The organism is Bradyrhizobium sp. LTSP885 (genome assembly GCF_000938305.1).
GTDB lineage: Bacteria > Pseudomonadota > Alphaproteobacteria > Rhizobiales > Xanthobacteraceae > Bradyrhizobium.
Genome location: NZ_JYMT01000003.1, coordinates 1 through 19,180, shown reverse-complemented (window position 1 = coordinate 19,180; position 19,180 = coordinate 1). Strand labels below are relative to the sequence as shown.

Annotated in this window: 24 protein-coding genes and 3 pseudogenes; 11 read left to right on the top strand and 16 right to left on the bottom strand. The window is 63.4% G+C overall.

Annotated features, from left to right (window positions below):
* Positions 1–31: 31 nt before the first annotated feature.
* Entirely contained in the window at positions 32–1,294 is a 1,263-nt protein-coding gene (locus UP09_RS01425; protein ID WP_044536235.1) for a hypothetical protein, read from the bottom strand.
* Between the two features lie 275 nt (positions 1,295–1,569).
* Here UP09_RS01425 and UP09_RS01415 point away from each other — a divergent pair, with 275 nt between their 5' ends.
* From UP09_RS01415 to UP09_RS01405, 3 genes are all read left to right on the top strand, one after another.
* A complete protein-coding gene (locus UP09_RS01415; protein WP_044536233.1) occupies positions 1,570–1,869 on the top strand; it encodes a hypothetical protein in 300 nt (99 codons plus the stop codon).
* 208 nt (positions 1,870–2,077) lie between these two features.
* Positions 2,078–2,644, top strand: a complete 567-nt coding sequence (locus UP09_RS01410; RefSeq protein WP_044536389.1) for a cysteine hydrolase family protein — start codon at positions 2,078–2,080, stop codon at positions 2,642–2,644.
* 99 nt (positions 2,645–2,743) lie between these two features.
* Positions 2,744–3,130, top strand: a complete 387-nt coding sequence (locus UP09_RS01405) for a TfoX/Sxy family protein (RefSeq protein WP_044536232.1) — start codon at positions 2,744–2,746, stop codon at positions 3,128–3,130.
* 52 nt (positions 3,131–3,182) lie between these two features.
* Here UP09_RS01405 and UP09_RS01400 read toward each other — a convergent pair whose 3' ends face one another.
* A complete protein-coding gene (locus UP09_RS01400; protein ID WP_082069924.1) occupies positions 3,183–3,947 on the bottom strand; it encodes a dienelactone hydrolase family protein in 765 nt (254 codons plus the stop codon).
* 48 nt (positions 3,948–3,995) lie between these two features.
* The gene (locus UP09_RS01395) at positions 3,996–5,261 is read right to left on the bottom strand and encodes a serine hydrolase domain-containing protein (protein ID WP_245301731.1); all 1,266 of its coding nucleotides are present in this window, start codon (positions 5,259–5,261) and stop codon (positions 3,996–3,998) included.
* 174 nt (positions 5,262–5,435) lie between these two features.
* Here UP09_RS01395 and UP09_RS01390 point away from each other — a divergent pair, with 174 nt between their 5' ends.
* From UP09_RS01390 to UP09_RS01380, 3 genes are read left to right on the top strand one after another with little or no spacing between them, the layout of a single operon-like run.
* Positions 5,436–5,741 (top strand): hypothetical protein, encoded by a 306-nt coding sequence (locus UP09_RS01390; protein ID WP_063840125.1) that lies wholly within the window; start codon positions 5,436–5,438, stop codon positions 5,739–5,741.
* A 13-nt stretch (positions 5,742–5,754) separates the two neighbouring features.
* Positions 5,755–6,396, top strand: a complete 642-nt coding sequence (locus tag UP09_RS01385) for a glutathione S-transferase family protein (protein WP_044536231.1) — start codon at positions 5,755–5,757, stop codon at positions 6,394–6,396.
* Positions 6,397–6,403: 7 nt separating this feature from the next.
* Positions 6,404–6,916: a DUF1697 domain-containing protein gene (locus UP09_RS01380; RefSeq protein WP_044536230.1), complete on the top strand. Its 513-nt coding sequence runs from the start codon at positions 6,404–6,406 to the stop codon at positions 6,914–6,916.
* On the opposite strand, the gene UP09_RS01375 is transcribed toward UP09_RS01380, so the two are convergent.
* The 12 genes from UP09_RS01375 to UP09_RS01330 form a co-directional block, all read right to left on the bottom strand.
* Positions 6,913–8,142: a threonine ammonia-lyase gene (locus tag UP09_RS01375; protein ID WP_044536229.1), complete on the bottom strand. Its 1,230-nt coding sequence runs from the start codon at positions 8,140–8,142 to the stop codon at positions 6,913–6,915. The genes UP09_RS01380 and UP09_RS01375 overlap by 4 nt on opposite strands.
* A 69-nt stretch (positions 8,143–8,211) precedes the next feature.
* Positions 8,212–8,361: a hypothetical protein gene (locus tag UP09_RS37360; protein WP_156164388.1), complete on the bottom strand. Its 150-nt coding sequence runs from the start codon at positions 8,359–8,361 to the stop codon at positions 8,212–8,214.
* Positions 8,362–8,460: 99 nt separating this feature from the next.
* On the bottom strand, positions 8,461–8,616 hold the full coding sequence (locus UP09_RS01370) for a response regulator (protein WP_245301730.1): 156 nt from the start codon (positions 8,614–8,616) through the stop codon (positions 8,461–8,463).
* 54 nt (positions 8,617–8,670) lie between these two features.
* Positions 8,671–9,075, bottom strand: a complete 405-nt coding sequence (locus UP09_RS01365) for an aminoacyl-tRNA deacylase (RefSeq protein WP_245301729.1) — start codon at positions 9,073–9,075, stop codon at positions 8,671–8,673.
* 147 nt (positions 9,076–9,222) lie between these two features.
* A complete protein-coding gene (locus UP09_RS01360) occupies positions 9,223–9,963 on the bottom strand; it encodes a di-trans,poly-cis-decaprenylcistransferase (protein WP_044536227.1) in 741 nt (246 codons plus the stop codon).
* A gap of 32 nt (positions 9,964–9,995) precedes the next feature.
* A complete protein-coding gene (locus UP09_RS01355; RefSeq protein WP_044536226.1) occupies positions 9,996–10,376 on the bottom strand; it encodes a transcriptional regulator in 381 nt (126 codons plus the stop codon).
* Positions 10,363–10,980: a hypothetical protein gene (locus UP09_RS01350; protein ID WP_044536223.1), complete on the bottom strand. Its 618-nt coding sequence runs from the start codon at positions 10,978–10,980 to the stop codon at positions 10,363–10,365. Before UP09_RS01350 ends, UP09_RS01355 begins: the two co-directional genes overlap by 14 nt.
* A 260-nt stretch (positions 10,981–11,240) precedes the next feature.
* Entirely contained in the window at positions 11,241–11,975 is a 735-nt protein-coding gene (locus UP09_RS01345) for a DUF899 domain-containing protein (RefSeq protein ID WP_044536222.1), read from the bottom strand.
* 18 nt (positions 11,976–11,993) lie between these two features.
* Complete coding sequence (locus UP09_RS01340) at positions 11,994–12,341, bottom strand: SRPBCC family protein (protein WP_044536221.1); 348 nt, start codon at positions 12,339–12,341, stop codon at positions 11,994–11,996.
* Complete coding sequence (locus UP09_RS01335) at positions 12,341–12,784, bottom strand: ArsR/SmtB family transcription factor (protein WP_245301728.1); 444 nt, start codon at positions 12,782–12,784, stop codon at positions 12,341–12,343. The genes UP09_RS01340 and UP09_RS01335 overlap by 1 nt, the downstream gene beginning before the upstream one ends.
* A gap of 98 nt (positions 12,785–12,882) precedes the next feature.
* Positions 12,883–13,176 (bottom strand): DUF3551 domain-containing protein, encoded by a 294-nt coding sequence (locus UP09_RS36700; protein ID WP_082069923.1) that lies wholly within the window; start codon positions 13,174–13,176, stop codon positions 12,883–12,885.
* Positions 13,177–13,322: 146 nt separating this feature from the next.
* A complete protein-coding gene (locus UP09_RS01330; protein ID WP_044536219.1) occupies positions 13,323–14,294 on the bottom strand; it encodes a Bug family tripartite tricarboxylate transporter substrate binding protein in 972 nt (323 codons plus the stop codon).
* Between the two features lie 237 nt (positions 14,295–14,531).
* On the opposite strand from UP09_RS01330, the gene UP09_RS01325 reads away from it, so the two are divergent.
* Positions 14,532–14,942, top strand: coding sequence for a VOC family protein (locus tag UP09_RS01325; protein ID WP_044536218.1), 411 nt, complete (start codon positions 14,532–14,534; stop codon positions 14,940–14,942).
* A 94-nt stretch (positions 14,943–15,036) separates the two neighbouring features.
* On the top strand, positions 15,037–16,617 hold the full coding sequence (locus UP09_RS01320) for an AMP-binding protein (RefSeq protein ID WP_044536217.1): 1,581 nt from the start codon (positions 15,037–15,039) through the stop codon (positions 16,615–16,617).
* 105 nt (positions 16,618–16,722) lie between these two features.
* On the opposite strand, the gene UP09_RS01315 is transcribed toward UP09_RS01320, so the two are convergent.
* Complete coding sequence (locus UP09_RS01315; protein ID WP_044536216.1) at positions 16,723–18,012, bottom strand: cytochrome P450; 1,290 nt, start codon at positions 18,010–18,012, stop codon at positions 16,723–16,725.
* A gap of 161 nt (positions 18,013–18,173) precedes the next feature.
* Between UP09_RS01315 and UP09_RS01310 the strand changes: the two are divergent.
* From UP09_RS01310 to UP09_RS38890, 3 pseudogenes are all read left to right on the top strand, one after another.
* Positions 18,174–18,890: pseudogene (locus UP09_RS01310) on the top strand (helix-turn-helix domain-containing protein); the annotation flags it as partial.
* A gap of 24 nt (positions 18,891–18,914) precedes the next feature.
* Positions 18,915–18,996 (top strand): annotated as a pseudogene (locus tag UP09_RS38895) (integrase core domain-containing protein); the annotation flags it as partial.
* A pseudogene (locus tag UP09_RS38890) lies at positions 18,975–19,160 on the top strand (integrase core domain-containing protein); the annotation flags it as partial. The pseudogenes UP09_RS38895 and UP09_RS38890, both read left to right, overlap by 22 nt.
* Positions 19,161–19,180: the final 20 nt, after the last annotated feature.

The following is a 19,180-nucleotide window of genomic DNA, read 5'->3' as shown; positions in this document are numbered from 1 at the left end:
TGTGTTGGGCAGTCCTTTGTTGGACTGTCTCTTACTGGACGGTTTTGGGCTTGGCGTCGGCGACCTTGTCGGCGGCCGGCTTCGGCACGTCGCCGAAATCGAGTCTCTTCTGCAGACCAATCTGCAGGTTCAGCGCCCATGGCTGCACCTCGTCCGGACGTCGGACCTGCCGGACCGACGCTCCGGCAGTGCCGATGAATCCCTCGCCGAAATCGTGCGCGAAGTCGATGCCGGTGAGGAACGTCGTGCTCCACAGATCAGTGCCGAGATAATCGTCGCGGCGATAGCGCGCCAGCAGGCTGACCGCGTTCTTGTCGTCGATCTTGTAGCTGACCGCGGCCTCGTGTGCCAACGCCGTGTCAAGCGACGCGAACGACAACGTCGTGTCCTGGACGGTGCGCGATGATCCGACGCCGAATGTCCAGGCGCCGGTTTGGTACTTGGCCTTGGCCGTGTAAAGCAACAGCCTGACATCGTCGAAATCGGTGGTGTCGTATTTGGCAAAGTACGGCGACACCGATCCCTCCACTTCAACGCCGCTGGTCTTCACCGAGAAGAAGGCGTTCGGCTGCACGATGTTGTGGCTGCGGTCGAGACCAAAGATATCGGTGTCGAGATAGCCAACGCGCGACAACGCGACCGATGTGCCGATTTCGCCGGTCCCGAACTTGTAGGCAAAGCCGGGCAGGAACGTGGTCGTCGCGAAGTTCTCATCCTGGGGCAGGAATCCGCCCAGCGTGAAGATATTCCGCTCGTTGAGCGCGTTGAGACCCGCGTCGACATTGGCGAAGATTCTGAAATCCGTGGTGTCGTATTCGACACGATTGCGCAGTTGCACGGCGTGCGAACGGCGCGCCCAGCTGTCGTCGACCGTCGTCGTCAACGTCGTGCGCAAGGTGAGCTTCGGTGCCAGCTCGATCGCACCGGTGGCGGCGATGATTGCGTTCGTACTCGGGGCCGCGACGTTGGGATCGTATTGCGTGTCCGCAACCTTGATATTGAGTCCGATCACGCCATCCTGGAGCGAGCCGCGCAGATAGTCGTAATTGATTGTCTCGGTAGCGAACATGCTGCCGTGCGCGCCGAGAATGTCCGTTGGATTGGAATCATAGCCGGTTCGCAGGCCGATCGAGCCGGCGCTCACCGTCACCGTCTCCGCCGCGGCGGTCTGCGCAGGGGTGATCTGGGTCGCGGCCCCGGCCGGAGCGGGCTGCGCCGGGGCGGTCTGCGCCAGGCCGGCCGAGACACCAAGCTGCGAAACAACAACTGCCGCCAACAGCGCACGCTGAATCATGCACGCAACCCTCCGCGCGCAGCGTGGGGAATCATGGTTAATCCGCGGTTTAAATCAGCAATTTCTGGTTGATTTCGACGTCGCGGGCAGATCGTCCACCGGCGTCAGTTTTGATGGCATCATCAGTAGAAATAGGGGCATCAAGAATTTGGATAACATGGTTAACGCTAAGTATTAGAGTAAAAAACCACTTCAAGTTGTAAGCGTTCGCGAGATGAGGATAGTGGCGGCACCAAGCAAATGAATTGCTTGTTCAGATAACAACGGAGGAAGTCATGAAGAAATATATCGTTGCCGCCGCTCTCGCCACGCTCGCTGCATCGCCCGCTTTCGCGGGTGGCCCCCGCGGTGGTGGCGGCGGACTGATCGGTTCCGTGCTGGCTCCGATCACCACTGCCGTTTCGGTGCTGAACGTCAACGCGCTGAACAATGTGAACGTGCTGGGCGGCGGCGTGAACGTGCTGAACGGCAACAAGACCAACGTGTCGGCAATCCTGCCGATCAGCCTCAAGAATACCAGCATCCTCTCTGGTATCCTTGGCGGCGGCCACTCGCATGGCTGCGGGTGCAATTGAGCGGGATTGTCGGGAGGGCATCCAGGTGCCCTCCCACCCCGGCAAGCGAGAGTGCCCTTCGCATATCCCTCCCCTTCAACGCATTTCACCGCACTCCGAGTTCCCAGGCAATTTGCGTGAATCGTCTCCTCTTGGTCTTGCGATAGCATTTTGATCCGAAAGAACCGGTGTAGGATTCCATTCATCCAACGCAATGGGAATGCCCGATATGTCCGCCATCAGTTCCGCCCTGATCGTTATCGACGCACAGGAATCCTTTCGTCACCGGCCATTCTTTTGCGACGACGGCCTCGCGGCCTACATCGAACGCCAGCAGGCACTGATTGACGGCGCAAAGGCCAAGGGCGTTCCCGTCGTACAGATATTCCATGTCGCCGACAGCGGCGCCTTCTCCGAAGCTTCGGGTCACGTTACCACGCTGGCGCCGTTGCAGTTCGAGCCGGACGCCATCTTCCGGAAGCGCCGTCATAGTGCGCTCGTCGGAACTGGCCTCGACGTCTGGCTAACGAGCAACGGTATCCGTCACCTGATCGTGTCGGGCATTCGCACGGAGCAGTGCTGCGAAACGACGACGCGGCATGCGTCCGATCTTGGCTACAAGGTGAGCTTCGTCAGTGAAGCAACGTTGACCTTCCCGATGACCGATGCGGGTGGACGGGTGTGGAGCGCGGCCGAGATTCGCGGCCGCACCGAGCTCGTGCTGTCCGAACGGTTTGCCCGTATTGCAACGGTCGCCGAGGCCCTGGCCGATCCCGTGGAGAAGATTGCCGCATGACGTCCGCGCGTGGACGGGCGGTGGAATCACGCCACCCTTGTCGGACATCCCGATCCCCGCCATCATTCGGCAGATCATAATCGGTCCTGAGGATTGAGGATGGTTGCCAGCGACGCCTTTGCCGAATTCCTGCGTGAGCAGCTCGCGCCGCTCGGCCACGTCACGATGCGGCGCATGTTCGGCAAGTCCGGCGTGTTCTGCGACGGCGTGATGCTCGGGATGGTGACGGACAACACGTTCTATGTGCGGGTCGACGAGCAGAACCGCGAGACGTTCAAGGAGGCCGCGTCCAGCCCGCCGCTCAACTACGCGAAACGGGGCCACACCATCGATCTTGCATTCTGGCGCATGCCGGACCGGCTGTTCGACGAGCCGGACGAATTCGTCGCATGGACGCAGGCCGCGCTTGCAGCCGCGCACCGGGTTGCCGCGAAGCGGGACCGGCCGTCGCCGCCCAAACGAAAAACACCCGCGAGATCGCGGTAAAGCGGAACTCGATCGCAGCCCTTCTTCGCGCACCGAAGACGGACCGTTGCGCTCAGGCCGCGGTCAGGCGGGACTGGAAGAAGCCGCTCACGCGGCTGATCGCATCGGCCGTCATCGGATCATTGTCCGCGAAGTCGAAGCCGTGGCCCTTGCCCGGATATTTGACGAGCTCCGCCGGCGCGCCGATCGCCTTGCCCAGCTTGACGAGCGCTTCGCCGCTTGCGAGCGGCACGTTGCGGTCGGCCTCGCCGTGCAGCTCGATCAGCGGCGGCAGATGCTTCACGTCAGGTGCGATCTTCTCGGGCATACCGCCATAGAGCACGGCCAGCGCAGATACGCGCGCATCGCGCGCCGCCGCTGCCGCGGCAACGTAGCCGCCCAGCGAAAAGCCGAGCAGACCGATCCGGCCCGAACTGTCCGCGCCTGCCAGCACCGCGGTCAGCACGGACGAGACGCGCCCCGCCCAGGCCTCGAAGCGCCCGGTCTCGTAGGCCTCGCGGCTCTCGCGCGTGTGCAGCGTCTCGAAGGCGTGCTCGTCGGCCGGGGTGTAGTAGCGGACCAGATAGGCGTCGATGCCATCAGCGGTCAGCGCGTTGGCATAGCGCTCATAGGCCGGCAGCCTGAGATCGAAGCCGCGCGAGCCGTGCAGGAGAAGCACGGCAGGGCGCTTGCCGGCGTGCGCCGAAGCATACCGGCTCAGCGCGACGCGGCCGTCGCCAACCTCGACACTGAGCTTTTCCTTCGCCGCCGCCAGCGGACGCGACGCTGCAACGCAGGCAAGACCGCCAAGCAGGCTTCTTCGGCTGAGTGTGTGCACTAAGACCTCGATCGGACTGTGCAGTTCAAGGCTGCGTTGTCAGCCATATCACGTCGCGACGTACGCCCGGTAGAGCGCGCGCTCGAACGCGCGATAGGCCGCAAGCGCATGCGCATCGGCAAAGGGCAGGATCTGCATCATGATCACACCGGCAAGGCCGGACGCCGGGTCGATCCAGTAGTAGGTGTTGTAGAGGCCGGCCCAGGTCAGGCTGCCGGCCTTGCGGCCGCCGGAAACGGGATCGAGGTTGATCATGTGGCCGAGGCCCCAACGCAAGCGGACGCCGGGAAAGAAATCGACGTCGCTGGAAATGGCCGGATTGGTCGTCTTCATCACGCCGGCGTCGAGATTGCCGATCTGGTTATCAGCCATCATCGCCACGGTCTGCGACCGCAGGATCGATGTACCACCGAAGTTGCCGCCGTTCAGGAGCGTCTGCAGCAAGATGAGGTAGTCAGGCGCGGTCGAATAGATACCGCCGCCACCGGAGAACGTCTTTGGCGCAGTGTGCTTCTCCAGCGGCTGCGGCACCAGCGTGCCGTCGCTCTGGCGGACATGCAGATGCGCTTCCCGAGCGCGCTGCTGCTCGGTGATCGTGAAGCCGGTGTCGTTCATGCCGAGCGGACCGAGGATGTAATCCCCAAAGTAGCGGTCGAGCGTCAACCCGCTTGCGATCTCCACCAGCCGGCCGACCCGGTCGAGGCTGCCGCCATAGGCCCAGCCTCTGTCGGGATCGAACATCAGCACGCTGCGCGGCAGCGCCGGGTCGGATCGCGCGGCCCGAAAATAGCGTCCGACATCGGCATCCCATAGCGGATAGCTGAAGCCCGACGTATGCGACAGCAGGTTGCGCAGCGTGATCGGCTTTCGCGCCGGTCGCAGTTGCGGGGTGCCCTTGGCGTCGAAGCCGGTGAGAACCTGTGGCGCGGCCAGCGTCGGATCGATATTGGCCGCGGGCTCGTCCAGCTTCAGCCGACCCTGCTCGACCAATTGCAGCGCCGCGACCGAGGTCAGGAGCTTGACCATCGAGGCGATGCGAAACACGGTATCGATAGACATTTGCGCGCCCGCGCCTTTCGCGCGAACGCCGAACGCGCCCTGATAGATCGTGGCCCGCGGGCTGGCCGCCATGGCGACGATTCCGGGCACCTCCCCGGCATCGACGCGAGCCCGCAATGCCGCGTCAATGTCGCGGCTTTGCCGCAAGGCGCGGAGCGGGCCTGAGACCGCCACGGGCGCATTGGCCATCGTGGCCGCGGCGGCGATCGCCGCCGTGCGCAGCATCATATCGCGCCGACTAAACCGGGCCGTCATCCGCAGGGCCACTCCCCTCTGGCCCGGCCGGTTATGCCGGAGCGCCCGGCTCGATACAATCGCCGACCGCAAGGACCACATGTTCAAACCGCGCCGGGTGCGCTAGTGATAGCTCCCTTCACAGATCCGTGCGTCCGTCCCGGCGCACATTATCCAGTCAATGAGTGGACCTGAATGGCCGAAGCCGACCTCGACGCCGTCATCCGGCAAACCGCAAGAACACAGACCAAGGCCGTGATGGCGGCCGCGAAGAAGCGCCGGGCCGTGTGGGTGGCGCGCGCCGCCAAGGCCAAGGACAAGGACGCCAAGGCGCGCTTCCGCTTCCTCGCCAAGAGCACCCTGCTGAACGCCACTGCGACCGCCAAGCGCCTGCAGAACTCGGCCGAGAACGCCGCCGACGCCTATGCTCGCGCCATGAAGAAGGCGATCGAGGAGCCGATGCCGGTGAAGAAAACAGCCAAAAAGACCGCGGACGCCTGAGAAAGGAAGCTGCATGCTCACGGTCCATCATCTCGGCAAGTCGCAATCGGAGCGGATCGTCTGGCTGTGCGAGGAGCTGGAGATCCCCTATCAGCTGAAGCACTATGCGCGCGATCCCGTCACGATCCTGGCGCCGGCCGATTACAAGGCGCTGCACCCGATCGGCGCTGCGCCCGTCATCACCGATGGCGACCTGGTGCTGGCCGAATCCGGCGCCGTGGTCGAATACATCATCGCGAAATATGGCAACGGACGGCTGGCCGTGAGGCCCGATCATCCCGACTTCGCGCCATTCCTGTACTGGTTTCATTTCGCCAACGGCACGCTGCAGGCCCAGATGGGCCGTAACATGATCCTGAACCGGCTCAAGCTCGCGGACGACAATCCGATGCTGGTCGCGGCCAAAGCGCGGCTCGATCGTTCCTTCGATCTGGTTAATGCGCGCGTGCGCGACGCAAACTATCTCGCCGGCGACGAGTTCACGTCGGCCGACATCATGATCGGCTTCTCGCTCACGACCATGCGCTATTTCCTGCCCTATGATTTCGGGCGCTGTCCCGACATCAAGGCCTATCTCGGCCGCATTGCCGCGCGCCCGGCCTACCGGCGTGCGATGGAGAAGGGCGATCCGGGCATGGCGCTGTTGTTGACCTGAGGCCCTGATGCCCCGTTATGTCGCTCTGCTGCGCGCTGTGAATGTCGGCGGCACCGGCAAGCTGCCGATGACCGAATTGAAGGCGATGTGCGTCGATGAGGGATTCGGCGAGGTCCAGACCTACATCGCCAGCGGCAATGTGGTGTTCTCGTCGAAGCTCGGTGCGGCCAAGGTCAAGGCGGCGCTGGAGAAGCGGCTGCACGCCTATGCCGGCAAGCCGGTCGGCGTGGCGGTCCGGAGCGCGGACGAGATCGCTGCGGTGCTGAAGGCCAATCCGTTTCCGAAGCAGCCGCCGAACTGGACGGTCGCGATCTTCCTCGACGAACCGCTGCCTAAGGACGCCTTGAAGGACATCAAGGGCCAGCAGGACGAGCAGGTCCGGCTCGGCAAGCGCGAGATCTATGTCACCTATGGCAGCGGCATGGGCCGCTCGAAGCTGAAGATCCCCGCGGCCATCAACGGCACCGCGCGCAACATCAACACGATCGCCAAGCTGGCGGAGCTGGCGGCTGACGACTAACCGCCGCGGACGGAAAAACCCTCTGCGCCGAGTTTCGTCAGCACGTCCTCGAGGTGCACACGATCGCGGGTCTCGATGACGAGCTCCAGCATGGTCGCCTTCGCCGGCAGGTCGGAGAAAGTCCGTTGATGCGAGACCTCGATGACGTTGGCGCCAGCAGAGGCGAGCAGATTGCAGACCGCCGCGAGCTGTCCGGGCCGGTCGACGATATCGAGTGCGAGCTGCGTCAGCCGCCCCTCGCGCGCGAGTTCGCGGGTCAGCACCGACGCGATCAATCGCGTGTCGATATTGCCACCGGTCAGCACAAGCCCGACATTGCGGCCGGCAAAGCGTTCCGGTGCGGCAAGCACCGCGGCGAGCCCGGCGGCGCCGGCGCCCTCGACCACGGTCTTCTCGATCGAGATCAAGGTTGCGACCGCGCGCTCGATCTGATCCTCGCTGACCAGCATGATGTCGTCGACGAGGTCGCGGACGATTTTGGTGGTGATCTTTCCGGGCGCCTTGACCGCGATGCCCTCGGCGAGCGTGTCGCCGCGCATCGGCAATTGCTCGCCACGGATCGCGTTGTACATCGACGGATAGAGTTGCGCCTGCACGCCGACGATGCGTATCGACGGTTTCAATGCCTTGGCGGCGGTCGCGATACCCGAGATCAATCCGCCGCCACCAATCGGCACAACCAGCGTGTCGATCTCCGGCACCGCCTCGAGCATTTCGAGCCCGATCGTGCCCTGGCCAGCAATGATCAGGGGATCGTCATAGGGATGGACCAGAGTGAAGCCATGCGCCGCGGCATGCGACCTAACGAATGTAGCGGCCTCTTCCAGCGTCTGTCCGGTGATGATGACCTCGGCGCCGTGACGTCTGGTGTTCTCGATCTTCACCATCGGCGAGCCGATCGGCATCACGATGGTGGCGGGAATGCCGAGGCGTTTCGCGTGATAGGCCACGCCCTGAGCGTGATTACCGGCCGACATCGCGATCACGCCGCGTTTACGCTCCTCCGGCGAGAGCGCCTGCAGGCGGTTCAGCGCGCCGCGCTCCTTGAAGGTCGCGGTGAACTGCAGGTTCTCGAACTTCAGGAACAGACGGCAGCCACAGATCTCGCCCAGCGTGCGGCTCTCGTTGCACGCTGTGACCATGACCGAATCGCGGATAACAACCGCGGCCTGGCGCACGTCGGCGAGCGTCACGGCGGCATGGGCGGTATCGGGAAGGTGCGACATCGGATGGCTTCGCTTTCGAGGGTTTCGGAAAACGAAGCTTACCGGGTTTCGGCGCCGAAAACGACCGTGCTAGCGCGCGGTCAGCGCCTCTTCCCCCGTCTTGACCGGCCCGGTCCGTTCGATCTCATCGCATTTCGGGCATACCAGCGCGGTGCGAAAATGCTTGTCGAGCGCAATGGTTCGCGTTCTTCCGCACTGGCAGCGCATCGGCTTGTCCATGGGAGATCGGCCCGATTTCAAAATCAATGAAGCGTGCGCTTGGCTACACCGGTCCGGTTAACCTAATATGACTTGCAGCCGAAAAAAACGGCACGCGGCTCAAAAGAAAGCCCAGCTGAGGTCGAGTCCATAGGTGGCCCTGAGGAGGGCCACGACCACGGCGGCGAGAGCGAGCAACAGGAGTTGCCGGACAATATTGATTTGAAGCGAATTGGCAGGAAACGCGCGTGCAATCGATTGAGTCAAAGCAGTCATTTGCGACCTCCGAAGCAATACCCCAGATGTAGGTCGCGCCTGGCGCTGCGAGGTTCAGCGTTGCTCGGAAAACGGCCGGCGACGGCCGGGTTCCCTGCGCACAATTTGCAGCCTCGTGCGATTCTTGAAGCGGTGACCGACCACGATCAGCGCGCCCTGCGCGTGGGTTGCCCTTTCCGGTGGCGGCTCGGACGGCAAATTATCCTGTGTCACGGCTTCCAGCGTATGCAGGAACGCGCGGCCGGCCAATGTGATCTCCCAGCCTTCGGCATCACGCAACACGTAGCCATTGCCAAAGATGTCGATATCGGGAACCCGCGACGCCAAGCGCTTGATCCGCGCCTGCCAGTCCGCACCGCTCGATGCGAGAATTGCAAGATCGTGTTTGAGGGACTCGAGCGTGGCGCGGCCGCTGCCGTGACTGGCCAATACTTTCAGAATCGCAACCTGTATGCTCACTCACGCCTCGACCGCCACGGTTCTTTTTGTTCTGCGCAGCCATTGCGGAAGTTATCGCGTTGACGACTCGACCGTCCAGCCGGGTGCGGCAGTTATCCAGAGTTCAGCACAACGGTATGTGCTTACGTAGTCGCGGCGGTCGTCGCGCTAAAGCGTCGGAACGACCTCCGGTGCGATCGACGTCAGCCCGCCGAAGCGGCGCTCGCGGCGATGGAAGGAAGCCAGTGCATCGGCAAGATCGTCGGTATCGAATTCGGGCCACATCCGCTCGGTGAAATGCAGCTCGGCATAGGCGCCTTCCCAGAGCAGGAAGTCCGACAGCCGCTTCTCGCCCGAGGTGCGGATGATGAGATCGACGTCGCGCAGACCGGTTTCGCCGGTGATGAGATCGGCAAAAGTCTCGCGGCTGAGCGGGCCGGCATTTGCAGCCCGCACGGCCGCATTCAGGATCGCCTCGCGTGCTGAATAGTCGATCGCGATGCGCAGATGGAGCGTCGTGCCGTCGGCAGTCGCGGCTTCGGCGCGCGCGATGGCGTTGGCGATGCCGTCAGGCAGGCGGTCGCGGCGGCCGATCACGGTGAGACGGACGCCGTTGCGCACCAGCGCGTCGATCTCGTTGGCAAGATAGAACCGCAACAGCGTCATCAAGGCGGATACCTCGGCCCTTGGACGCCGCCAATTGTCGCTGGAGAACGCGTAAAGCGTCAGCGTGCCAACGCCTTGGTCCGGCGCCGCCTCGACCACGCGGCGGATCGCCTCCACCCCGGCCTCGTGGCCGCGTAGCCGCGACAGGCCGCGGCGTGTCGCCCAGCGGCCATTGCCGTCCATGATGATGCCGACATGCAGCAGGGTAGCGGCGTCAGGATCGGGCGAGAGCTCACTTTGCATCACAAAGTCTCCAGGTAAAAAGGGGGGGGTGATCATGCGGGCAGGATGCCGAGCCGCGTGGCCGTGCCGGCGTCCTTGCCGGCGGCCTTCGCGGCATCGCGCACCAGTTGCTCGAGCACGGCGAGATAGTCGAGGAAGCGGCGGCGGCCGCTTTTGGTCAGACGGCAGGTGGTATGCGGGCGATTGCCCTCATAGCCCTTGATGACGTCGACGAGGCCGGCCTCTTGCAGCACCTGCAGGTGCCTGCTGAGATTGCCGTCGGTCAGGCCGCAAAGCTGCTTGAGATCGGCGAAGGCCAGGCCCTTCGGATGGGCCATCAGCGAGGTCAGCAGTCCGAGCCGCGCCTTCTCGTGGATGACGCGGTCGAGGCCGTCATAGGCGAATGGCGCACTGGTCGCGTCAGTCTTCGGCATCATTGTCTCCGGAAGCGAAATAAAGCAGCGCGGCGAGCAGGAGCTGGCCGATCGCGAACGGCAGCCCCATGGTCCAGGGCGACAGCGCGTGAGTCTGGCTTGCGATCAGGAGCACCGTGAAGCCCGAGAGGAAGTACCAGGCGCCGCCGAACGCGATCGAGCGCGGCAGCAGGCGGACCGATGCGAACACGCCGAGGCTGACCAGCACCTGCCACAGGCCCGGCAGCATCCACAGCGTCTCCGGCGCGAACTTCCATTGCAGGATCGCAAGCAGCACGCCGGCAATCGCCGCAGGCAGGAACTGCTCGATCGCCTGCTGCACCATCGCGTCCGCCAGGCCGGAATGGTGCCGCCGCGAGCGCGCCTGCATCTCGATCCAGATCAGCACGGCGGACAGCAGGGCTGCCGCGGCCCAGCCGGCGAGGAAGGCGATCGGATGCGAGGTGGGATCGTCGAGCCAGAGGTGCTGCGCCAGTACGGCGACGAGCGCGATGCCGCTGGTGGCGGCGACGGTGGCCGGACCATAGCCGCGGAACGCGGTTCCCGCCGCAATCTGGCTGCGGATCGCGAGGATATCAGCCAACGCCTTGTCGAGGTCGCGCATTTTTTCGCCCGAACTTTGTATTGCAAAGTATACGGGATCGCCAAGTGAAAGCAAGCAGCAGCGCGCCACGCGCCGATCAAGATGATTAACGATGGGTTACTGCACAAAAACTGCAGAAGGCGCGCCGCCGCGTGCAGTGTTAGCATCCGTCATTCCGGGGCGATGCACGAGGTTCCCCGATGCGCAATTGCGCATCTGAGGTCTGGTCCTTCGGACCATCCCGGAACGACGGAGCAAGTCACAAGCCGCTTAAGATGGCGTCAGTGACAGCAGGATGCCGGAACCAGCGCCGGTTGATACTGGTCCCGCAGTCTTACCCAATCCATCGGATAGGGCAGCCCCTCTTCGTGGCGCCCGAGCGGCGTCAGGTCGAGATATTGGTAGGCGGCGTTCATCATGTCGAGGCCGCGTGCAAAGGTCGAATAGGTGTGGAAGACGTCACCGGTCTCGTCGCGATAGAACACGCTGATGCCGGGCAACTCGTCGCCATACGGCGGCGTGGTTCCGAAGTTGTAGCGCGCTTCGCCCTTGTCCATTTGCTCACGGGTAAACGAGACGGCGTAATCGTAGTTGAACTCGTTATTCCCCGATGAGACCCAGTCGAAGGTCCAGTCCATCCGCCTCTTGAACGCCTCGAGCTTCGCCAGCGGCGCGCGCGAGATCGCGGCCATCGTGGTATCGCGCGCGGCGAGATGCGCCACCGTGCGATCGAGACCGTCGGCCCAGAACGAACAGTGCTTGCAGGCCGCGTCCCATTCCGGCGCGAACATGATGTGCTGCACGACGAGCTGCGGCCGGCCCTTGAACAATTCGCCGAGGGTGATCTCGCCTTTGGGCCCGTCAAAGACATAGTCCTTGTCGACCTTGACCCAGGGAAGCTCGCGGCGGTCGCGGCTCAGCGCTTCACGGGCCTGAGTGAGCTCCTTCTCACGGACCATCAGGTCTGTCCGGGCCGCGACCCACTCCTCGCGCGAGACGATCTTGTGCGGTTGCATGGTATGCCCCTTCCGTATTCAGGCGTCGACGAAGCTTTCAAGATTGCCGAGGAACTCGGTCCAGCCGCGCTCGTGGTTGTCACGGGCGGTCTCATCAACGAACTGGGCGTGATGGAAAGTGAGCAGCGTGCCGCCGGCATCAGGCTTGATCGACACCGTGACCAGCGACTCGCGTTCCGGCGTCGAATGCCAGGCCCAGCTGAACACCAGCCGCTCGTTCGGCACCACCTCGCGATAGACGCCACCGACCTCGTGATGTTCGCCGTTCGAGCCGGTGAAGCTGATGCGGTAACGTCCGCCGACGCGGACATCGAGTTCCGCACGCGCCGAGCCGGGCTTGACCTGCCCGGGCCCGAACCACTGCACTAGGTTTTCCGGATCGGCCCACGCGGCGTAGACCTTTTCCGGCCGCGCGCGGAGCCGCCGCGTGAGGGTGAGGCTTGGGCGCGCGGCGAGGCCGGCGTCGGCTGCGACGGCAGATTTGTTGACCATGGGTCGTCCTCCACAAAGGCGGCAAGGCGGTCGAGATTGTCGGACCAGAATTGCGCATAGTGATTGAGCCAGTTCATCGCCTGCTCCATCGGCCGGGCGGTGAGCCGGCACGCCACCGTGCGGCCAGTCTTTTCGCGCGCGACCAGGCCGGCATCCGAAAGCACGTCGAGATGCTTCATGATTGCGGGTAACGAGATCGCAAATGGCTGGGCAAGCTCGCTCACCGACAGGCTCTCCTGCTCACCGAGCCGAGCCAGAAGGGCCCGGCGGGTCGGGTCGCAGAGCGCCGCGAAGGTGCGGTCCAGCGTCTCGTCCAAATACTTAACCATAAGGTTTAGTATAGGCGCAAACCGTGTGGCGTCAAGGCCGCGACTTCACGATCGCGTCAATGCCACGGAATCAGAGATTCACGCACTTAGTGCCGATGGACGTGTCGGTGTCGTCGCCGATGCGGTTGCGGCAGGGACTGAAACTGGGACTGCTCGCGAAACAGGAAGCGAGGGTTTTCCCCGCAGGCGAGGTACTGGCCGGACACGCTTGCCTCGCATTGTTCAAAGGTTTGATACATGCATTCACCGGGATAACCCCAGCTCGGGCCTTGCGCGCACCACGGATAATCATTGGGATCGGCCGAAGCGGGAGCGATGTTGGCGACGCCGGTGAGCATCATCGCCCCCAATGCGAGCACTGCCAGTCGCGATAGACGCATGATCGAATCTCCCGCTCTCACGGCGCCGCAACAGATAGCGCAGCACGCGAGGTAAAGTTTCCGGTGTGACGTTTTATTCCGCTGTCGGCGGATTCGAGCAATGCCGCATCATCTCGCGGCATCACGATCACGTGCGGGACCGTAGCCTATTCGACCTTGAGTCCGGCGAATTCGACCACCTTCTTCCACTTGTCGGTCTCGGCCTTGATATCGTTGCCGAACGCCTCCGGCGTCTGGATCAAGGAATCGCCGCCAAGCTCGACCAGGCGCTTCCTCATGTCGGGCTCGGTGAGCACGGCGTTAATCTCGGTGTTCAGCTTGGTGATGAACTCCTTCGGCGTGTTCTTCGGCGCCCCCATGCCGAACAGCGCGCTCGCCTCATAGCCCTTCACAGTCTCGCCAATGGCCGGCACGTCAGGAAGTTGCGACGAGCGTTCCGACGTCGTCACGCCGAGCGCGCGCAGCGAGCCGGCGCGGATGTGCTGGATGATCGAGGGCATGTTGTCGAAGATCACCTGCACCTGGCCACCGAGCATGTCGGTGATCGCGGGCGCCGCGCCGCGATACGGCACGTGCTGCATCTTGCAGCCGGTCATCGACATGAACATCTCGCCGGAGAGATGCACCGAGGTGCCGTTGCCGGAAGAGGCCATGTTCACCTTGCCGGGATTGGCCTTCACATAGTCGATGAACTCGGCGACGGTCTTGGCCGGCACATCCTTGGCGACCGTCATCACGTTCGGCACGCGGTTGAAGGAGGCGATCGGCGCGACGTCGCGCACGAAATTGAACTTCAAATTCGTGTAGAGCGAAGCGTTGATGTAATTGGCCGGATTGACCAGCAACACGGTATAGCCGTCGGGCTCGGCGTTGACGGCAGCTTCGGTGCCGATATTGTTGCCGGCGCCCGGCTTGTTCTCGATCACGAATTGCTGCCCGAGCTTCTCCGACAGCCGCTGCCCGATCAGGCGCGCAATGATGTCAGTGGCGCCGCCCGGCGGATAGCCGACGATCCAGCGCACCGGCCGCGCCGGGTAATCGGCTGCTGACGCGCGGCCGATCGCGAATGTCGAAATCCCCGACCCCATCAGGCCCAGCGCAGTGCGGCGTGAAATCATGAAGTTTGCTCCCGATGCGGCAGGTTTGCCCCCTGCCCGTTGCTGTTGAATTGCGCGCGCCGGCGTTTTAACAAACAAAGCCTGTTGCGGCCAGTGCGACACATGCGCAGCCGACCGCGACGAAAGGCTAAGCTGAATTCTTGTTTGACGCGTTTTCTTCACGCGAACCGGTGTCCACCCCGCATCAAGTGCGGGGCAGGCTTCGCTTGAAAACGCTCTGGACCGAAAGGATCGATCATGGCTGTCGAGGTGAATGCGCTCGACCATCTCGTGATCAATGTCGCCGACGTCGCGCGCTCGGTTGCCTGGTACAGCACGATCCTCGGCATGGAGGTGAAGGTGTTCGATCCTGGCGCAGGCAAGACGCCGCGCACCTCGCTGGTGTTCGGCAATCAGAAGATCAATGTGCGGCCGCGCGATGCCGACAAGGTCGAGTGGTTCACCGCCGATCACGAGATGGCCGGCAGCGACGATCTCTGCTTCCTGACCTCGAGCACGCCAGATGAGGTCGTTGCGCATCTGAAGGCCCATGGCGTGGCGATCGAGGAAGGCCCGGTGGCCAAGCAGGGCGCCCGCGGCACGCTGCGCTCGGTCTATTGCCGCGATCCGGACGGGAGTCTGATCGAGATTTCGTCGTATGCGGACTGATTGCTGACGCGTGGCATTTGCCCGCCGCGCGATCCGATGGCACAAAGGCTCCCGACAACAAGCAAGCAGCCGCTGAAGCTGCGCGGGAGGACACATGACCAATTCGAAGGCCGCGCCCGGCATCGTGGGACCGTTCGCCGGGCTCGACGTGCCGTGGCTGCTCCGGATGCGCGCCGAGGTGCGCCGCGCTCATCCGTTCCTGATCTGGGCGCCGTTCGATGCACCGGCGCGGCGCTGGTCCTACGGCGAATTCCATGAGCGGGTCGGCGCGCTGGCGGCCGGACTTGCCAAGCGTGGCATCAGGCAGGGCGACTACGTCCTGATCCATCTCGACAATTGCATCGAGGCTGTGCTGTCGTGGTTTGCCTGCGTCGAGCTCGGCGCCATCGCGGTTACCACCAACACCCGCTCGGCCGCGGCCGAGATCGAGTATTTCGCCGGCCATTGCGGCGCCGTGGCCGCGATCACCCAGCCGGCCTATGCCGAGCTGATATCAGCCCACTGCAAGGGGCTGCGCTGGATCGCCGTGACCTCGCATGACGCAGGGCAAACGCCCGTGCAGGCGCCGTCGCGCGGCGACAGCTTTGACTCACTGTTTGCCGATAGCGCCGACCGGCCGCGCCGCGCGACCGATCCGCTCGCACCCTGCAGCGTGCAATATACGTCCGGCACGACGTCGCGACCGAAGGCAGTGCTGTGGACGCATGCCAACGCGTTGTGGGGCGCCAAGATCAACGCCGCGCACCAGGACCTGCACGCGTCCGACGTGCACCAGACCTATCTGCCGCTGTTCCACACCAACGCGCTGGCCTATTCGATGCTGGCATCACTGTGGGTCGGTGGATCCTGCGTGATCCAGCCGCGTTTCTCGGCCAGCCGCTTCTGGCCGGTGGCGCTGGAGCATGGCTGCACCTGGACCTCGACCATCCCGTTCTGCATGAAGGCACTGCTCGAGCACGAGGTCCCCAGGGATCACAAATTCCGGCTCTGGGGCACCGCGGTCAACGATCCGCCGCCGTTCGCGGTGTTCGGCGTCAAGATCATCGGCTGGTGGGGCATGACCGAGACCATCACCCATGGCATCATAGGTGAGATCGACCAACCCAACACGCCGATGTCGATCGGCCGTGCCGCGCCGGAATACGAGATCCGCATCACCAACGACGACGGCACACCGACCGGCGTCGGCGAGACCGGCAACCTGCTGATCAAGGGCGTTCCGGGCCTGTCGCTGTTTGCCGAATATCTGCACAATGAGAAAGCGACGCGCGACAGCTTCGACGAGCACGGCTATTTCGTCACCGGCGACCGCATCACGTTGCTTGACCGCGGCTACCTCAAATTCGGCGACCGCGCCAAGGACATGCTGAAGGTCGGCGGCGAGAATGTCGCGGCCTCCGAGATCGAGCAGGTGATCGCGGTAGTACCGGGAGTGCGCGAGGCCGCGGTGGTCGCAAAGAAGCACGCGATGCTGGACGAGGTGCCGGTCGTCTTCATCATCCCGCAGGCCGGCGTTGCCGCATTGCCGGCCGACCTGCACGACAATGTCATGACCGCCTGCCGCTCGGCGCTCGCCGACTTCAAATTGCCCAGGGAAATCCGCTTCGTCGACGAGATGCCGCGCTCGACCCTGGAGAAGGTGGCGAAGGCGGAGTTGCGCAAGATGCTGGAGTGAAGTCCTCTCCCCGTCATTGCGAGCGGAGCGAAGCAATCCATGGCTCCGCACGCGCGGGAAGATGGATTGCTTCGTCGCTTCGCTCGTCGCAATGACGAGAACGGCTTAATTCACCTCGAACCGGATCGGAAGCCTCTTCGGGCCATTGACAAAAGTGGCCTGAGTCATCTTTACCTCGCCGTCGAGCGACAGCGACTTCAGCCGCGGCAGCAGCTCCTCGAACAGGATACGCATTTCGAGCTTGGCCAGATACTGGCCGAGGCAAAGATGCGCGCCATAGCCGAACGCGACGTGGCGGTTGGGCCTGCGGTCGCTGCGAAAGCGATCGGGATCCTCGAACACGTCTTCGTCGCGATTGCCTGAGGCGTAGCACAGCATCAGCCAGTCGCCTTTCGCGATCCTGCGGCCGCCCAATTCCGTATCCGCGGTGGCCGACCGCATGAAATGCTTGACCGGCGTCATCCAGCGAATCGCCTCGTCGACCAGGCCCGCGATCAATTCCGGATTGGCTTTGACCCTGGCAAACTGATCCGGGTCTTCGGCCAACGCCCAGATCGCGCCGGCTGTCGAGGACGACGTGGTGTCGTGGCCCGCTGTCGCGACGATCATGTAATAGCTGGTGACATCATGCTCAGGCATGTAGTCGCCGCCGATCTTCGCGTTGGCGATGACGGTGGCGAGGTCCTCACGCGGATTGCGGCGGCGATCCTCGGTGATGGCGCGGAAATAGGCCGAGAAGTCAGCGACCACCGCCTGCATCATCGCGGAAAACTGCTCCGCGCCCAGCGCCTCGCGGCTGCGCGCCGTGTCGGGATCCTGCGGGCCGAACAGCTCCTGGGTCAGCTTGAGCATCCGCGGCTCGTCCGCTTCGGGAACGCCGAGGATCTCCATAATGACATGCAGGGGATAGCCGAGCGCGACGTCCTCAACGAAATCGCAGGCTCCGCCCTTGTCGAGCATGCGCTGCACCGTGGCGCGCGCGATCTCGCGGACGCGGCTTTCGAACTTGCCGAGATTGGCCGGCATGAACCAGCCCTGCGTCAGCGCGCGATATTTCGGGTGATCGGGCGCGTCCATCTGCACCAGCGTGCGCACCAGATTGGGGCCGCCGGTGATCTCGCGGACCCGCTCCTCGAGCGCCTGCGTGGTCAGCGTGGTCGGGCGGTCGGCATTGTGGAACAGCTCGTTCTGCCGGCTGATGGCCTGGATATGGGCGTGCTTGGTCACCACCCAGAACGGATCGAACCGCTCGGGCCGCGCGATGCCGAGCGGGTTGTTGGCGCGGAGCCAGCGATAGCTGTCGTGGATGCGGTGGTCGGCATAGGCCACGGGATCGACGAGGGTGGCCGCGATGTCGGCGGGGATGTCGAGATCCCCGGTCGCTGTCGTATTCATGGTCGTCCTCCCGCCACGTCATCAGTCGCGCCGATGATCATTGAAATCTAGGCGGAGGCAAGGACGGGGACTTGCGTTGAATGGCTAGAGAGCCTGCCTCACCCGTCATTGCTGTGCAAGTTCACTAATTCGCTGATTGAATTCTCTTGCGGGAGGATTCGATGCGCGACAACAGCTACGACCGGACGATTGAGCGGAACTACCTGCAGAAGTGGCGGTTCCTGATCCCGGAATACGAGGCGGTGAAAGCCGGGCGGTCGGCAACGTTCCGCCGGGTCGGAGATTTTTATCGGCATCACGGCACCTGCTCGCAAACCTTCCGGAAGTGTTACAACCGCTATTTGCAAAGCGGCGAGGAGGCCGACCTCTTGCCGCGGCGGCGCGGACCGAAGTGGAAGGAACGGCGCGAACCGGAAGGCATCGAGGCCGAGATCGTTGCTTGCCGCCAGAGGGGGATGAACCGCTACGAGATCCATGCTGTCTTGCGCGAGCGGCGCGATACGCTACCCTCGCCGTCGACGATCTACCGGGTCCTGAAACGCTATCATCTGAACCGGCGCACGCCGGCGATGCGCGAGGAGAAACGCCGCATTATCAAGGACAAGCTCGGCGAACTTGGCCATGTCGATCTGCATCAGCTGCCACGCGACGTGTTCCTGGCGCCACCCCCGGCCACGGCCTATATCGTCAGCCTGATCGACAGCTGCTCGCGCCTGGCCTGGGCCGAGGTCATCACCTCCAAGAAAGCCTTGCCGGTCATGTTCAGGACGCTGAAGATGATCAACACCCTCAACGTCACCTATGGGCTGGTCTTCGCCGAAATCATGTCCGACAACGGCGCCGAGTTCGCATCCCGAAACAACCGTGAAGAGCATCCCTTCGAAGCCATGCTCCTCGAACTCGGCATCAAGCATCGCTACACCAGACCCTATCGGCCGCAGACCAACGGCAAGATCGAACGGTTCTGGCGTACCCTCGACGACGACGTCATCGATGGGGCAACCTTCGATAACCTCGATCACTTCGCCAATGAACTCTTCGAGTACCTGATCTACTACAACAACCACAGGCCTCATCAGGCCCTTGGCGGCCAGACACCAAAGGACTTCGCTGCGACCAAAACTGAACCCATTCAATCAGCGAATTAGTGAACTTGCACAATTGCGAG

Excerpts from the sequence above, each read along its gene's own strand:
- UP09_RS01425 (WP_044536235.1), bottom strand. The coding sequence starts at position 1,294 with ATGATTCAGCGTGCGCTGTTGGCGGCAGTTGTTGTTTCGCAGCTTGGT.
- UP09_RS01415 (WP_044536233.1), top strand. The coding sequence starts at position 1,570 with ATGAAGAAATATATCGTTGCCGCCGCTCTCGCCACGCTCGCTGCATCG.
- UP09_RS01410 (WP_044536389.1), top strand. The coding sequence starts at position 2,078 with ATGTCCGCCATCAGTTCCGCCCTGATCGTTATCGACGCACAGGAATCC.
- UP09_RS01405 (WP_044536232.1), top strand. The coding sequence starts at position 2,744 with ATGGTTGCCAGCGACGCCTTTGCCGAATTCCTGCGTGAGCAGCTCGCG.
- UP09_RS01395 (WP_245301731.1), bottom strand. The coding sequence starts at position 5,261 with ATGACGGCCCGGTTTAGTCGGCGCGATATGATGCTGCGCACGGCGGCG.
- UP09_RS01390 (WP_063840125.1), top strand. The coding sequence starts at position 5,436 with ATGGCCGAAGCCGACCTCGACGCCGTCATCCGGCAAACCGCAAGAACA.
- UP09_RS01385 (WP_044536231.1), top strand. The coding sequence starts at position 5,755 with ATGCTCACGGTCCATCATCTCGGCAAGTCGCAATCGGAGCGGATCGTC.
- UP09_RS01380 (WP_044536230.1), top strand. The coding sequence starts at position 6,404 with ATGCCCCGTTATGTCGCTCTGCTGCGCGCTGTGAATGTCGGCGGCACC.
- UP09_RS01375 (WP_044536229.1), bottom strand. The coding sequence starts at position 8,142 with ATGTCGCACCTTCCCGATACCGCCCATGCCGCCGTGACGCTCGCCGAC.
- UP09_RS37360 (WP_156164388.1), bottom strand. The coding sequence starts at position 8,361 with ATGGACAAGCCGATGCGCTGCCAGTGCGGAAGAACGCGAACCATTGCG.
- UP09_RS01370 (WP_245301730.1), bottom strand. The coding sequence starts at position 8,616 with ATGACTGCTTTGACTCAATCGATTGCACGCGCGTTTCCTGCCAATTCG.
- UP09_RS01360 (WP_044536227.1), bottom strand. The coding sequence starts at position 9,963 with ATGCAAAGTGAGCTCTCGCCCGATCCTGACGCCGCTACCCTGCTGCAT.
- UP09_RS01355 (WP_044536226.1), bottom strand. The coding sequence starts at position 10,376 with ATGCCGAAGACTGACGCGACCAGTGCGCCATTCGCCTATGACGGCCTC.
- UP09_RS01350 (WP_044536223.1), bottom strand. The coding sequence starts at position 10,980 with ATGCGCGACCTCGACAAGGCGTTGGCTGATATCCTCGCGATCCGCAGC.
- UP09_RS01345 (WP_044536222.1), bottom strand. The coding sequence starts at position 11,975 with ATGCAACCGCACAAGATCGTCTCGCGCGAGGAGTGGGTCGCGGCCCGG.
- UP09_RS36700 (WP_082069923.1), bottom strand. The coding sequence starts at position 13,176 with ATGCGTCTATCGCGACTGGCAGTGCTCGCATTGGGGGCGATGATGCTC.
- UP09_RS01330 (WP_044536219.1), bottom strand. The coding sequence starts at position 14,294 with ATGATTTCACGCCGCACTGCGCTGGGCCTGATGGGGTCGGGGATTTCG.
- UP09_RS01325 (WP_044536218.1), top strand. The coding sequence starts at position 14,532 with ATGGCTGTCGAGGTGAATGCGCTCGACCATCTCGTGATCAATGTCGCC.
- UP09_RS01320 (WP_044536217.1), top strand. The coding sequence starts at position 15,037 with ATGACCAATTCGAAGGCCGCGCCCGGCATCGTGGGACCGTTCGCCGGG.
- UP09_RS01315 (WP_044536216.1), bottom strand. The coding sequence starts at position 18,012 with ATGAATACGACAGCGACCGGGGATCTCGACATCCCCGCCGACATCGCG.